This window comes from Yersinia sp. 2553 StPb PI, assembly GCF_052217105.1.
In the GTDB taxonomy this organism is placed as follows: domain Bacteria; phylum Pseudomonadota; class Gammaproteobacteria; order Enterobacterales; family Enterobacteriaceae; genus Yersinia; species Yersinia enterocolitica_E.
The window spans coordinates 4,712,337-4,726,800 of record NZ_JAZGPX010000002.1 but is presented as its reverse complement, the minus strand read 5'-3'; the positions used below and the strand labels follow the sequence as shown (position 1 = coordinate 4,726,800).

Here is a 14,464-nt window from a genome sequence, read left to right as displayed (position 1 = left end):
AATAAGTTATAGTCCATTTTTAATATAGATAGAATAGTAGAGAAAGGATGCGTCGTATTATGCGGGTTATTATTTCAGGCTATTGTAGTTTGACACGCTTTTCACTAGAGATAATCCTTAAAGAAATAATGTCAATCCAAAAAAAACAAATAAGTATTAATGCAGATAAATATGTATTGATAGATAACAAATATATAAAAAAAGATGAGAGAGATATATATATCCTGGATGTAGATAATAGCTCTCTTTTTGATTCATTTAAAACCATTGAAAAAATAAGGAAGTCAAGTCCCCTTTCTTTTATTATAGTGCTTGGTAGAAAAAATGAAAAGATGGGAGGCTATAGCTATTTGTCCGTTGTGGCTGATTGTATACTTTGTAAGACAGCATCTATAAAAACATGTTAATTGTTTTTTTAACTTCAAGTGAACCTCCTAAAAAATTTCATCGAACAAAATTAGTCAAAAAGTTAATTAGTTACTAAATCCAATACGGCACTATTGCAAAAATAAGATGATGGTAAGATAAATCTCCATTTTGGCCGAAGGAGTAAAGCACGACCCCATTCACAGGTCGGCATTTTCAGAGTGCTATTATTCTCTGGTCTGTACGCTGGTACTAAAACTGTGCTTAGTTGTTAATTCTGATTTGGGAGTCATGACAATTAAATGAGCATTACAAAGCCATGCGAAGTAAATAAGTTAAGTTCTCGCTGGATTTGAAAGTTATCTTTTAAATTTACAGGGAATGTTTTGCGCGGGTATAGAAAATATAAATAATAAAAACAATGCATTTTTAATAAATATATTGTTTGAGGCGAGGTCAATGAAACCTAATAATCTACGTAAAGAAGAAGTCATGGGCATATTGGAAGAAACTTGTAATGTTCTGAAAGAACAGTTTGGTGGATCTGTCCCCCCAGTGGGCAGTTGGCCAAAAACCAGAGAGTTGGCTGATAAAGCGCATTTGGATATTTATACTGCAAGATTAGTATTAATGAAGTTGGTTGATGAGAACAGAGCCAAGATGTCTGAAACTAAAGTGTTGAATTCATTACGCTGGTTTATTACTCAGACAGCAGAAGAATAGAGGCGACGATCCCATGGGCTTGTTGCAAATAATGAGAGCCGGTGACTCTCCTCATCGATGGGTGGGATAATTGGCCCTGTCGCATTAACAGATCGAGGTCGGCAAAATAGCACTGCCTATTTTTTTATAGCGGCCAACAGATAAAATTGTTCTGCCGGTGACAATCCGTCGCCAGCAGGATGATGAAGTTGTCCTTTGCGTATCATCTGTACCAGCTCAATACCCGCCAACAAGGTCTGTGCCCGTCGAAAGGAGTTGAATCCCAGCATCGTGCGTATCCGACGTTTGATATTCCGGTGATCTTGCTCGACAAGGTTGTTCAGGATCTTACTTTGCCTGACGGTAATCGCTTCCTCATCGGGTTTGTCGGCATTGAGCGTGGGCAAAGCTGCGGTGTTAGCACCACTTTTATCGATAGTGACTACCTAGGGTTTATCCTGGTGACGAATGGCCTTGCCGAAGAAACGCAGGGCTGCGGGGGCATCACGTTTGGCGGTCAATAGAGCGTCGATAGTCTGGCCATTGGAGTCCACAGCATGACACAGGTATTTCCACTGGCCGTAAACACCGACGTCCCACGCTGCGCTTGTGCCGACTGAAAGCCTTATATAGCAAAGGGGTTCCCAGCGATACAGGGTAGAATGGCCAACGATAATACCGCGTTCTGCCATCATCTCTTCTAGGTTGCGTAGACTCAGGGCGTAAGCGAGATACCAGCGAACACATTGGGCGATGATATCAACGGGTAGTGCAGACGTTTGAAGGCTTTTCTTATCAGAGACATTTCAAATAACACCTTAAAACTGTATGTTAACCGACGACAGCTTCATGCAACAGAGCCACTTAGCTTCCACTGGGCTAACCAGCAGAGCCAAAACAGTTTAAAAACATAACTTCACTTAGTCATTCATCCACAGTTCGTGGGGAAAATAAGAATACGTCGATCTTAAATATAGCTATTTATACGGGACGTATAAAAGTTTAACTAGTGCTTAGTGCAGAGATTGGAATTGTCTGAATTATTATCTAATAGCCATTATACTATCAATAAGTGAAATTATTTCATGTTGAGTGTAGTGCTTAACTTTCCAATGGAGGGTAATATACGACTGAAATTTAGCTTTGTAATTTAAACTCTAGTTTTAAATTAGTCGCGTTCTTTTTGGTTTTTATATTTTACAATTTAATTGGATGAAAAAGAGGCAAGGATGAGAGGGTTTTTATTATCACTTTTAGTATCTGGTGTAATTATGGGGACAATGGCTCCAGTTTTTGCTCAGAACGTTCCTTTTGATAGTAGCGGGAAAATGGGGAAAACTGGCTGGACGTCCTGGAAAAGAGTGGTTTTATCGAAAAACATGCCACTTATGAGATATTGTAGTCGCGACTATTACAAAAATGGCCGTTACGTTACGTCACAAAATAAAATAGTACGCATGTATCAATTTTGTTGAGCAACGAACAGTTGAACGAAGTTAACCATTATTTATTATGGCATCATAAGTAGATATATTAATTAAGGATGATTTTTAATGAAAAATAAACTGTTATCCATTTTAATTTCTGGGATGATTTTTGGCATCGCTGCATCTGGCCCTGCCTACGCACAAAATGTTCCGTTCAATGCTGGAGGCGGTGGTAAAACCATCTATGGTCCTTGGAAAAAGGTCCAGAATGGGTTTATATCAATTACGTGCTATCGAACAGTATATTATAAAAATGGTAATACTGCTCAGCAAAGTAAATGGATTCCATTTGGTACAAAATGCTAATCAAATTTAGTATTCACTGATGTTTTATAGAAAAATTTAATTTCAGGCCATCGTTCAATGACGAAGGCCTTTACTCCATTGAATTTTGGTACTTTTATATAAAGTCCCCAATCACGGTATTTCAAATAGCTTTCCAGTATCACATCTCTTTTTATCTGCTTTCAGATTGTCAGAATTTGCTTACCTGAGCGGCTGTTGTGTCGTTGAAGGGGTCCGCTTGATGGTTAGGAAGTTGGATCCATTTTTTTCCCTTAGGTCAGAATCAAAAGAGGGGGACTGGGCCATGAGTTTCATCAGATCAGGTAGCGTGAGGTTGACGATTGATTTAAATAAACACCATTTTGATAACCAATCCAAATTTCAGGCAGATCTTCCCTATGCTGCCTATCGTAATCATCGCTCTGTTTTGAACTCCAGCCGACGTCGGGGCAACAACTCTTCTGCCCGGATACCGGCCCACGCACTGTTAAAAACCATCCGGCTATCACACAGTACACACTGGTACGGATCTACATTCGTAAATTGTTTCATCAGCGACACAAAGCCCAGCTTCTGCGGTTTTTCCCTTCATTTCAATCCCCAGTGCAGTATAGGGTTGTGCCGTATTAACGTAGGCTAGTCAGCAAAAGTTGCGCTGCCGTGTTGGTGCCACTTTTATCAATGGTCACTACTTCCGGTTCGCCGTGATGTCTAATGGCCTTGCGAAAGAAACGTAATGCGGCTGCGGCGTCTCGCCTGGCGGTCAGCAGGAAGTCAATGGTTTGACCCGCAGTATCGACCGCACGGTACATATATTTCCACTGACCTTTGATTTTTATGTAGGTTTCGTCCATGCGCCACCGACGGTCCACTGTGCGCTTATGCCGACGAAACGCCTTATCCAACAACGGCACCAGGCGGATAACCCAGCTAACCCAGCGGTGAAATGTGGAAATGGTCAACGATAATGCCGCGCTCTGCCATCATCTCTTCGAGATTGCGCAGGATCAGGGTATAAGCGAGATACCAGCGAACACACTGAGCGATAACATCAGCGGGGTAATGCAGTCGACGGAAGGCGTTTCGGATTAGAGACATGGGCAGGTAACATCACAAAAAAAAACAGCATGTTACCGGACTGCACCTTAATGCGACACAATCGTTTATCACCACTGGATATTTGCAACAGTGCCCAATGGTTCAACAACTAGAATAGGTAGCCATAAAAGTAATGGCTACCTATTCTAATTAGGTTAAATCACTTTAAGTTAAATGAATAGCTAATTTTTATCACTAAGTAAGTTACGATAAATAAGGCCGCCTATAATGCCGCCTAATATAGGCATTATCCAGAACAACCATAATTGCTGTAATGCCCAACCGCCCTGGAAAATAGCCACTGCCGTACTACGTGCAGGGTTAACGGATGTATTAGTAACTGGAATACTAATTAAATGAATAAGTGTCAACGTTAGGCCAATTGCCAATGGAGCAAATCCAACCGGAGCTCGTTTATCGGTCACTCCGTGAATAACGATAAGGAAAAATGCCGTCAATACTACCTCAGCAACAATGGCTGCCTGCATAGAGAAGCTACCGGGAGAATATGCGCCGTAGCCGTTTGAGGCGAAACCATTTACTGATGCATCAAAACCAGTTTTACCATTGGCTATAAAAAATAGAATAGAGGCCCCAATGATACCACCAATGACCTGAGCAAAAATATAAGGGGCTATATCTTTAGTTTTAAATCGGCCTCCAGCCCATAAACCTAAAGTAACGGCTGGATTAAAATGCGCTCCGGAAATATGCCCTACGGCGTAAGCCATGGTTAAAACAGACAAACCAAATGCCAGTGCTACACCAGTAAAGCCGATACCTAACTCAGGGTACGAGGCCGCCAATACAGCACTACCGCACCCACCAAATACTAACCAAAAAGTACCAAAAAACTCAGCAGCTAACCTTTTAGACATGACTACCTCATAATATCAACGACATTGAAATAAATACAAAAAGTATCAGTAATTACATACCTCTATATTGTGTTTTTACTAACATAGAGCAATGATTAATACGTCATCTAAAAACAATCTATTTAGACGAGGAATTAAATTATTAATTTTCATAAAATGGAATAACTTACAATATGAACATTGTATAATATTCATATTGATTGTCTTTAAGGATTCTCCTATAATTAACATGATATATCATGTTAATTAATATTCAGAAAAATTTAAGCGTTTCATAAGCTTTATTAACTTATAAGGTAGTAGCCTTAACAAGGCAGTCTAGGAAAATGTCAGTATTGCTGAATTTTTCATCAATCATCTTTGATCTGGAGGCTCAAAACACCACTATTCTGATCAGTTATGTCGCATTAACAGATCGAGGTCCGCAAAATAGCACTGCCTATTTTTTTATAGCGGCCAACAGATAAAATTGTTCTGCCGGTAACAATCCGTCGCTAGCAGGATGATGAAGTTATCCTTTGTGTATCATCTGTACCCGCCAACAACTGTATCTGGCAGAATATTTAAGGCACTGTTGCAAATAGCCCGTTAGGGTCAACACTCCCTTAGGCTAAAAAACATTAGAGGCTGAAAACGTAGTTCACCAGACGCACTTCGCCCTGAGGATGACCATAATACCAAGGTTCAGCCTGACCTTTACGCAACGCATTCATCACTTCTATACCCTTGATCGTGGCATAAGCCGTTTTCATGGATTTGAAGCCTAACATCGGATTGATTATCCGCTTCAGCTTACCGTGATCACATTCAATCACGTTGTTGAGGTATTTCACCTGACGGTGCACCACGTTTGGCGGGCATTTGCCTTCCCGTTTCAATAACGCGAGCGCTCTGCCATAGGTGGGTGCTTTATCTGTAATAATGCGTCGTGGCTGTTCCCAATCCCGTAAGTTACCTAATATCTACTTCAAAAATCGATAAGCCGCTTGGGTATTACGTCGAGACGAAAGATAAAAATCAATCGTTCTACCGTGGCTGTCTACGGCCCGGTACAGATAAGCCCATTTGCCACCAATTTTGACGTAGGTTTCATCCAGATGCCAGGGACGAAGGTCGGTCGGATGACGCCAGTACCATCGCAGGCGCTTTTCCATTTCAGGTGCATAGCGCTGAACCCAACGATAAATCGTGGTGTGGTCAACATTGATGCCCCGTTCAGCCAGCATTTCCTGGAGTTCGCGATAGCTGATGCCGTATTTACAATACCAGCGAACGGCCCAGAGGATAATGGCACTCTGAAAATGCCGACCTTTGAATGGGGCCATACGCTACTCCTTCAGCCGAAATGGTGCTTTAGCTTATCATCACAAGATTTTTGCAACAGTCCATATAGATAGCCTCAGACTGGCGTTGGAAGAGACTTTTGAGAGAAAAGAGGTTTTTTTTAAAAATCGGCATAACAGAAAGAAAAAATTACCGCTTTCCTTAACAGAATATTGACAGGTGCGCTGAAAAACTGTCAATTTCCTCCGCCTTAAGACACAATAAAACCGAAGTTTGTCATCGACATTCTCCGGTTTATTGTTCCCCTATGTTCAACCAAGGTGTAGCAGTTACAGCCTACTTTCACGATGATGATTCGGGTACTTTGTCATGCCTGTTAAAAATCTTAGTTCTTAACAAGCAGGTTATGAATTTGGTGCCCGGACTCGGAATCGAACCAAGGACACGGGGATTTTCAATCCCCTGCTCTACCGACTGAGCTATCCGGGCAACGGGGCGCATTAAACCGTATTGGCGGCAAGTCGTCAATGAGTTTCTCTTATAAAGGCGATCGGTTGCTCTCTTTTCATGCAAAAATAGCGAGAAAACTGTTGGGAAGTTAATTTTTATGGTGCATCTACATATTTCATCTACTTGATTTATAGATTTTTTATTTTTTAGTGTGTTAAATAACAATGGCTTAGATATTCACTAAAAGTGCATTTTTATTGGCCTGAAAGGTTGAACCTACCGGCAAAACATGCAATTATTGCGAAAATTTAGCGTTACTATTCATCCCTCTAATCCATATCATTTCGATTAAGTAAGCAGGAGGCGGTTATGACAGTAGTAGACTATTCAATGCATAATGAGCGCTTCTCATGCTATTTCTCCTGTTTATCTGCTGTTAAGTTCCTTGTTACTTCCATGCGGTAAGGCTATCTGTCGTTCACTGTTAGGCATTATTAAAAATAGAGCTGGATCTCTGATTTTACTGATGTCTATTGGTCGATGCGAAGACCAGTTAACTCACTATTCTAGCTTCTATTTGAGCGAGTGATCGTGTGCGTAATAGATATCAATTTGCCGGCATTGCATAAAATCTTCACCTTATGCGATGTCATATACATGCCAAAATGGCAGCCTCATACCTGACCGTTTGAGAGTAAGTGACATGACACTATTAAAAATAGCAACAAGTGCTCGTTTGGCTTCTTATATAGAAAGCCAGCGGGGAATGGTATACCTCAATCAAACTGATTTTACTGATGTTGCCGCTGTGGTGATGTCGGTTGAAGATGCCAATGCCGGTATATTGTCAAAGTTGCATGATCTGGGTTTTGCTATTCCTACTTTTGTTGCTGTCACGGCACAACAGACGGTTTCTGCCGATTATTTGCCTCTGATTAAGGGGATTATTACGCTCGGCGAAGCAAACAAAGCTTTTTACAATGCTCAGGTAGAAGCTGCCGCCAGTGAATATCAAAAAAATCTATTACCGCCATTTTTCTCAACATTGAAAAAATATGTCGAGATGAATAATTCAACTTTTGCTTGCCCAGGGCATCAGGGTGGCGAGTTTTTCCGTAAGCATCCTGCCGGTCGCCAGTTTTTTGAGTTTTATGGCGAGACCATTTTCCGTTCAGATATGTGCAACGCAGACGTCAAACTGGGTGACTTGCTGATCCATGAAGGTGCAGCTAAAGATGCACAAAAATATGCAGCTAAGGTCTTCAATGCGGATAAAACCTATTTTGTTTTGAATGGTACATCGGCTGCAAATAAGGTCGTGACTAATGCCTTATTGACCCGTGGTGATTTGGTATTGTTCGATCGTAATAACCATAAATCCAACCATCATGGTGCGCTGATTCAGGCTGGGGCGACACCAATCTATTTGGAAACGGCCCGCAACCCGTTCGGTTTTATTGGTGGTATTGATGCTCATTGTTTCGACGAGCGTTATTTACGTCAGCAATTGCGGGAGGTTGCCCCAGAAAGAGCAGAAGAGGCGCGGCCATTCAGATTGGCGATCATTCAGTTGGGTACCTACGATGGCACGGTGTATAACGCACGTCAGGTGGTTGATACTATTGGTCATTTGTGTGATTACATTCTATTTGATTCTGCGTGGGTAGGTTACGAACAGTTTATTCCGATGATGAAGGATTTCTCACCGCTATTGCTGGATTTAAATGAAAATGACCCTGGGATTATTGTGACTCAGTCAGTGCACAAGCAGCAGGCTGGTTTCTCCCAAACCTCGCAGGTACATAAAAAAGATAATCATATCAAAGGGCAAAAACGGCACTGTAATCATAAACGTTTTAATAATGCATTTATGTTGCATGCCTCAACCAGCCCGTTCTACCCATTATTTGCTGCACTGGATATTAACGCCAAAATTCATTCTGGTGACAGTGGCCGCCGCATGTGGATGGATTGTGTCAAGTTGGGCATCGATACGCGTAAACTATTATTAGAACGCTGCTCAATGTTGCGGCCATTTATTCCTCCCACTGTCAGTGGTAAAAATTGGCAAGATTACGATACGGACGTTATTGCCAATGACACACGTTTCTTTAATTTTGTGCCTAATGAACGTTGGCATGGATTTGAAGGGTATAACCAAGACCAATATCTGGTTGATCCTTGTAAGTTATTACTGACGACACCGGGTATCGATGCTAACAGCGGCCAATATACCCAATTTGGTGTTCCGGCAGCGATACTGGCTACCTTCTTGCGTGAAAATGGTATTGTGCCGGAAAAATGCGATCTGAATTCAATTTTGTTCCTGCTAACACCGGCAGAAAATCCAGCAAAAATGGCACATCTGGTTGATATGCTGGTTCAGTTTGAGCGCTACGTGGAGCAAGATGCTTTATTGTGTGATGTATTACCGACGATATACCGTAAGAATGAAGAGCGCTATCGCGGCTACACTCTACGCCAGTTATGCCAAGAAATGCATGATCTCTATGTCAGCTATGATGTTAAACAACTGCAAAAGGATATGTTCCGCAAAGCCAGCTTACCGCCGGTATTAATGAACCCGCAAGATGCCAATATCCAGTTTATTCGCGATAATATCGAGCTAATCCCTATTGCCGAGGCTGAAGGGCGCATTGCTGCTGAAGGCGCACTCCCTTATCCACCAGGCGTATTGTGCGTGGTGCCGGGTGAAATGTGGGGCGGGGCGGTACAGCGTTATTTCCTGGCGTTGGAAGAGGGGATTAATTTATTGCCCGGCTTCTCGCCTGAATTGCAGGGCGTTTATATCGAAAAAGGTGATGTAGAGTGGCGGCGTATCTTTGGTTATGTCATTACGCCGTAAACTGAGGTACTGATAGACAGCCGATGAGAGCATCGGCTGTCTCACAATAAGTTATTACAAATTAGGCTTATCAATAACCTAAATAGCGTGCGACTAAAACTGTGCCGGAAATCAGCAATAAGATATTTATTAATCGGATAAGCTGGTCGCGACTTATCCCCAAACTGATTTTATTGGCGATAACCAAACCAACTAACATCCCCGGTACCAACAGTAGTACCATCCATAAAATAGATAGGTCCATGTAGACCCCTGCTAGCGTAAACAAAATAACTCGCGTGAGGGTACTCAGGCCGATAAGCGTGGTCTGGGTAATCCGCAAATTATCTTTGCTGGCTATTCTGCCGGATAAATAAATAGCATAAATAAACCCGCCGCTGCCAAATAGCGCGCTGAAAATACCGCCAATCAAGCCAAAAGGAATGGCGGCAACAGGTTTGAATTGTCCTTGTGGTTTACGCCGGCTAAGGGCGTAAATGGCATATAAAATGACAAATATGCCGAGCGCCAGTAGCAAAATATCAGGGCGAGTACGTAGCAGTAACGTCGCGCCGATCAGACTACCAATAATCATTAGTGGGACTAATCGCTTAAGTTCAGCAAGGTCGGCATGACGGCTATGGCGAGCTACATTGGTAATGGCTGCAAACATATCGACAATTGCCAATAATGGGACAATCTTAGCGACAGGAATAAATAGCGCTAATATCGGACTGGCAATTAATGCAGAACCAAATCCTGTAATACCAAAGATGATATAAGCGATGACCATAGTGGAGAAGATTACCACCATTTCAAACAGGGTAAGTCCAAAGTCCATTTGTTCAATCTGCCGATAGTAGGGATAGGATGATTAGCGATACTATAAACATTTTATTGAGAATGGTTGTTATTCAAATGTGCACTTTTGTCGGGCAATCACACTTTAGACATAAAAAATGACACTGTGGGTGGAGCCTGTCATTTCAGTTTTCCCTTGGTTGGCGTTGCAGGGGGGGATTAGCCACCTGCAACGCCAATTTCTTGGGCTATAAAATCCGCTATAAATAAAACTAGTGGCGGCGATAACTCTTCTGCGCGCTGTTCACTTTCACCAGATAACGGCGAGATTCGCCTGAAGGGTGTTTAGTGGTCAGCGTTTGGAATACATCACCAGGAGCCATATTGTTGATAATATTAACAGCCTGGTTCTTATCGCTGGAGAATACCCGCAATACGCTACCAGCTCCGCCGTTATAAGAGGTAATAACAGCATAACGCCGTGAGGTGGCATTCTGAATTCCGCCTAGATAAGTATTTTGCAGAATTGACAGATATGCCGTACCAGCATCAATATTATTTTCTGGATCAAACAGATAGCTACGGCTTGGCTGGCCACTTTTACCCTTCATTTTGAACACATCTCGCCCGGCAGTATGCTGTACAACTTGCATCAGGCCCAACGCATCAGAGCCACTGACCGCATATGGGTTGAAGCTAGATTCTGTTTGCATAATTGCCAGGATCAATGACTCTTCGACGCCATAACGCTCCGCTGACTGGCGCACCAGTGGCAGGTATTTATGGGCACGTTGATCCAGATGGTTAGGGACTAATTGCAAGGTGACCGACCAGATAACATGCAGGCCGGAAGTGCGTTTTTGCATTCTGGTTTGTAGCAGATAATCAGCAAAATGGGCCGCGCGCCATTCCCAACGGATCGGCTGGCCATTGTTATCTAGCACCTGCCCATAGAGGAAGGGCTCTTTACTGATCTGAATATCGTTAACATCCGAATAGAGGTCGATAGAGCCAGGATCATCACCCATTAAAAGTGTGGTAATAATCGCCTGACGCAAGTGAGCCGCCGGATCTGTCGTGGCAATGGTTTCAACCGTAATCGTACCGGCATCGAAGTTGATATGGCTGCGGGTTTGATATTGATCCGTATACTTAACGTAATCTTTTGGACCCGCGATTAAGACTTCTTTTAATCCCCAAATATTTTCAATGTTATGGGCAAATTGGCCCATTAAAATCTCAAAACCGTTGGTATCTTTGACATAGGCTTCGTTTTCTGTTTGATTCTTATTGCCTGAGCAAGACACTAACAATGGTGCAACTATCAGCAAAGCTAAAATTTTCTTCATCTTACAAGCCATATCTTGATGAGGAATAACAACGGGGCCAGCGCAGACCCCGTGTGGTTACTTACTCGGTGGAGTATAACCTTCAATATGAACATCCTGCCCTTCGAACAGGAAGTTAACCATCTCCTGCTCTAACAGTTTGCGGTCTTCGACATTCATCATGCTCAGTTTTTTCTCGTTAATCAGCATGGTTTGCTTGGTTATCCATTGTGACCAAGCTTCTTTTGATATTTCGTTATAGATACGTTTGCCAATCTCACCTGGATAGAGCTGAAAATCTTGCCCCTCAGCATCATGTTTTAAAAATGTGCAAAAAATTGTTCTGCTCATGCTAAATCCTCTTCTATGGCGCTATACCCTTCATACTTGAAGTTGCAGGGGGTTAGCTATGTTGGTCACTCGGCTGTTTTGCCAACTGATGTAATAGGCGTTCAACTGGGGCCGCCAATCCTACCGCGGGTGGTTGTGCTAAGTTATACCAGAGACCTGCACCATCATCCATGCATCCACGGGATGACGCCGTATTCAGCCACATGGGGACAATATCCAGATGGAAGTGGCTGAAGGTATGACGAAAAGCAGTTAACTGCTGCAAACTGCTGCTGGCAATACTTTGTTGCTGCAACCAACGCTCCAGTTCGGCTTGTTCAGAAAATTGCGGGAAGCAAAATAGCCCCCCCCATAGACCTACTGGCGGGCGCTGTTCGAGCCATACCTGCGATCCGTTTTGCATCAACAAAAAGTAAGCTGTTTTTTCCGGTAATGTCTGTTTGGGTTTTTTACCGGGGTAGCGTGCCCAACTGTGATTAGCATAAGCCATACAACCGGTATTCAGTGGGCAAAGCTCACACTTGGGCTTAGAACGGGTGCACACCGTGGCACCTAAATCCATCATCGCCTGATTAAACTGACCTACGCCTTTGGCTGGCGTAACATCTTCACTGCTTTGCCACAGGCGGCCTTCGACTTCCTTTTTACCGGGCCATCCCTCAACAGCGTAACAACGGGCCAGCACTCGTTTGACGTTACCATCTAAAATAGGAAAATGTTTCCCTAACGAGAGCGACAAAATAGCGCCCGCAGTTGAGCGCCCAATCCCTGGCAGTGCGAGAATCTCGTCAAAAGTAGTAGGGAACTCGCCTTGATGGCGTTCAACAACCGTTTGGGCGGCTTTATGCAGATTTCTGGCACGGGCGTAGTAACCCAGCCCGGTCCATAAATGCAGAACTTCATCCAACGGTGCCGCAGCCAGCGCACTGATATCAGGGAAGCGCAACATAAAACGTTGGAAATAGGGAATGACGGTCGCAACCTGAGTCTGTTGCAACATCACTTCTGACAACCATACCTGATAAGGTGTTTTATCCAATTGCCACGGCAAGGTTTTGCGACCAAAGCGTTGGTACCACTCAAGTACCTCGTGCGCGAACTGTTGCGCTTGCATCATAAGTTGGTATCAATATCCGGCAGGTAATAAATTAGAGCTGGATTGCAGCATAGAGTTCTCACCCTGTAAACCCCCTTCGTACTTGAAGCTACAACTGTGTTAGCCGCACTCACGCACCCGAATCACTGACTTTAATCGGCCACTTTGGTTATATCTACGTTATTTACTGCTTAATTTTGTACTTATGACGCCCAGAGTTGATAAACTACCGTATCTTTGCATAATGCGCGTTCACATACGCAATCAACAGACAGAAAGTACCATGATAAATGACGTCATATCCCCGGAATTTGATGAAAACGGCCGAGCCATACGCCGTATTCGTAGTTTTGTCCGTCGTCAGGGGCGGCTGACCAAAGGTCAACAACTGGCGCTAGATAGCTACTGGCCGGTGATGGGCGTGGAATATCAAGCAACGCCAGTTGATGTAAACGCCTTGTTTGGCCGCGAAGCTCCGGTGGTACTGGAAATCGGTTTCGGCATGGGGACTTCACTGGTGACCATGGCTGCCAGTAATCCGCAGCAGAATTTTCTGGGGATAGAAGTGCATTCTCCGGGGGTTGGTGCTTGTTTGGGGGCTGCTCACGAGGCGGGACTAAGCAACTTGCGGATTATGTGTCATGACGCGGTTGAAGTGCTGGAAAATATGATTCCAGATGCTTCACTGGATATGGTACAGCTATTCTTCCCTGACCCATGGCACAAAGCGCGCCATAATAAGCGTCGTATCGTCCAGATACCTTTTGTTGAATTGGTGAGAAGTAAATTAAAAGTGGGTGGCGTGTTCCATATGGCGACCGACTGGCAACATTATGCGGAACATATGTTGGAAGTGATGTCAGGTGTAAACGGATACCGCAACCTTTCAGAACAAAATGATTATGTTCCTCGTCCGGACTCGCGTCCGCTGACAAAATTTGAATTACGTGGCCAGCGTCTGGGACATGGCGTTTGGGATCTGATGTTTGAGAGGAAAGAATAATGGCTAATTATAGTTTCCAATTTGATTATTCGTGATGAAATTAACAGTAAGTTTATTTTATTTTGTTGATTAATAAGTGATTTAGTGGGGTTTCTTGTTATCTCATCAAATCACACTAAAAACCACGATATCCTACATTTTACTGTAGATTAGAATGTAGCTCGTTAATCCACCTGTGGTGTAATGGATGTCATATAACAGTGACACTCATGGCGCTAATAGGTGGATAAACCAGAAAAAAAACCACTATCAACTAAAGCCATCGACGCGATGAAACCCGGTGATAAGGCCAGTTGATACCGGCGAAAATCGCCATTACGGATCACTTGTGCGCTAGCGGCATTAAAGCTTTCTTCTACCGCTATACCAGCCCCATAACTCACAAACTCACCCAAGTTAAGATCGGTCACTTCCCTAATATCTCGCTAGCGCAGGCTGGTGCTGAACTGCAAACACTTAAGTAGGCAAAGAATGAAAGCCGCCATTGGCA

Annotated in this window: 12 protein-coding genes, 1 tRNA gene and 3 pseudogenes; 5 read left to right on the top strand and 11 right to left on the bottom strand. The window is 43.3% G+C overall.

Annotated elements, in window-relative coordinates; genetic code table 11:
- Nucleotides 1–47: 47 nt before the first annotated feature.
- Together V2A84_RS22830 and V2A84_RS22825 are read left to right on the top strand one after the other, a co-directional pair.
- Nucleotides 48–407, top strand: coding sequence for a hypothetical protein (locus tag V2A84_RS22830; RefSeq protein WP_442849080.1), 360 nt, complete (start codon nucleotides 48–50; stop codon nucleotides 405–407).
- Between the two features lie 418 nt (nucleotides 408–825).
- Nucleotides 826–1,089: a faeA-like family protein gene (locus V2A84_RS22825; protein WP_083162648.1), complete on the top strand. Its 264-nt coding sequence runs from the start codon at nucleotides 826–828 to the stop codon at nucleotides 1,087–1,089.
- 116 nt (nucleotides 1,090–1,205) lie between these two features.
- Here V2A84_RS22825 and V2A84_RS22820 read toward each other — a convergent pair.
- Nucleotides 1,206–1,873: pseudogene (locus V2A84_RS22820) on the bottom strand (IS6 family transposase).
- A gap of 748 nt (nucleotides 1,874–2,621) precedes the next feature.
- Between V2A84_RS22820 and V2A84_RS22815 the strand changes: the two are divergent.
- On the top strand, nucleotides 2,622–2,861 hold the full coding sequence (locus V2A84_RS22815) for a hypothetical protein (RefSeq protein WP_083162650.1): 240 nt from the start codon (nucleotides 2,622–2,624) through the stop codon (nucleotides 2,859–2,861).
- A 393-nt stretch (nucleotides 2,862–3,254) separates the two neighbouring features.
- On the opposite strand, the gene V2A84_RS22810 is transcribed toward V2A84_RS22815, so the two are convergent.
- The 5 genes and pseudogenes from V2A84_RS22810 to V2A84_RS22790 all read right to left on the bottom strand — a co-directional run bounded on the left by V2A84_RS22810 (nucleotide 3,255) and on the right by V2A84_RS22790 (nucleotide 6,589).
- Nucleotides 3,255–3,392 (bottom strand): hypothetical protein, encoded by a 138-nt coding sequence (locus V2A84_RS22810; RefSeq protein ID WP_193784780.1) that lies wholly within the window; start codon nucleotides 3,390–3,392, stop codon nucleotides 3,255–3,257.
- Nucleotides 3,393–3,475: 83 nt separating this feature from the next.
- Nucleotides 3,476–3,938 (bottom strand): annotated as a pseudogene (locus V2A84_RS22805) (IS6 family transposase); the annotation flags it as partial.
- Between the two features lie 182 nt (nucleotides 3,939–4,120).
- Nucleotides 4,121–4,816, bottom strand: coding sequence for an aquaporin Z (gene aqpZ, locus V2A84_RS22800; protein WP_083162652.1), 696 nt, complete (start codon nucleotides 4,814–4,816; stop codon nucleotides 4,121–4,123).
- 620 nt (nucleotides 4,817–5,436) lie between these two features.
- A pseudogene (locus tag V2A84_RS22795) lies at nucleotides 5,437–6,141 on the bottom strand (IS6 family transposase).
- 372 nt (nucleotides 6,142–6,513) lie between these two features.
- A tRNA-Phe gene (locus V2A84_RS22790) sits at nucleotides 6,514–6,589 on the bottom strand.
- 664 nt (nucleotides 6,590–7,253) lie between these two features.
- Between V2A84_RS22790 and speF the strand changes: the two genes are divergently transcribed.
- On the top strand, nucleotides 7,254–9,416 hold the full coding sequence (speF, locus tag V2A84_RS22785; protein WP_442849079.1) for an ornithine decarboxylase SpeF: 2,163 nt from the start codon (nucleotides 7,254–7,256) through the stop codon (nucleotides 9,414–9,416).
- Nucleotides 9,417–9,486: 70 nt separating this feature from the next.
- On the opposite strand, the gene V2A84_RS22780 is transcribed toward speF, so the two are convergent.
- From V2A84_RS22780 to mutY, 4 genes are all read right to left on the bottom strand, one after another.
- Nucleotides 9,487–10,236, bottom strand: a complete 750-nt coding sequence (locus tag V2A84_RS22780) for a sulfite exporter TauE/SafE family protein (RefSeq protein ID WP_083162668.1) — start codon at nucleotides 10,234–10,236, stop codon at nucleotides 9,487–9,489.
- Between the two features lie 232 nt (nucleotides 10,237–10,468).
- On the bottom strand, nucleotides 10,469–11,545 hold the full coding sequence (mltC, locus tag V2A84_RS22775; protein ID WP_102970534.1) for a membrane-bound lytic murein transglycosylase MltC: 1,077 nt from the start codon (nucleotides 11,543–11,545) through the stop codon (nucleotides 10,469–10,471).
- Between the two features lie 57 nt (nucleotides 11,546–11,602).
- Nucleotides 11,603–11,875, bottom strand: a complete 273-nt coding sequence (locus V2A84_RS22770) for an oxidative damage protection protein (RefSeq protein WP_083162670.1) — start codon at nucleotides 11,873–11,875, stop codon at nucleotides 11,603–11,605.
- Nucleotides 11,876–11,927: 52 nt separating this feature from the next.
- Nucleotides 11,928–12,992, bottom strand: a complete 1,065-nt coding sequence (mutY, locus tag V2A84_RS22765; RefSeq protein ID WP_193784781.1) for an A/G-specific adenine glycosylase — start codon at nucleotides 12,990–12,992, stop codon at nucleotides 11,928–11,930.
- Between the two features lie 262 nt (nucleotides 12,993–13,254).
- Here mutY and trmB point away from each other — a divergent pair, with 262 nt between their 5' ends.
- Nucleotides 13,255–13,974: a tRNA (guanosine(46)-N7)-methyltransferase TrmB gene (trmB, locus tag V2A84_RS22760; RefSeq protein ID WP_083162671.1), complete on the top strand. Its 720-nt coding sequence runs from the start codon at nucleotides 13,255–13,257 to the stop codon at nucleotides 13,972–13,974.
- 215 nt (nucleotides 13,975–14,189) lie between these two features.
- On the opposite strand, the gene V2A84_RS22755 is transcribed toward trmB, so the two are convergent.
- Entirely contained in the window at nucleotides 14,190–14,384 is a 195-nt protein-coding gene (locus V2A84_RS22755; protein ID WP_083162672.1) for a hypothetical protein, read from the bottom strand.
- Between the last annotated feature and the right edge of the window lie 80 nt (nucleotides 14,385–14,464).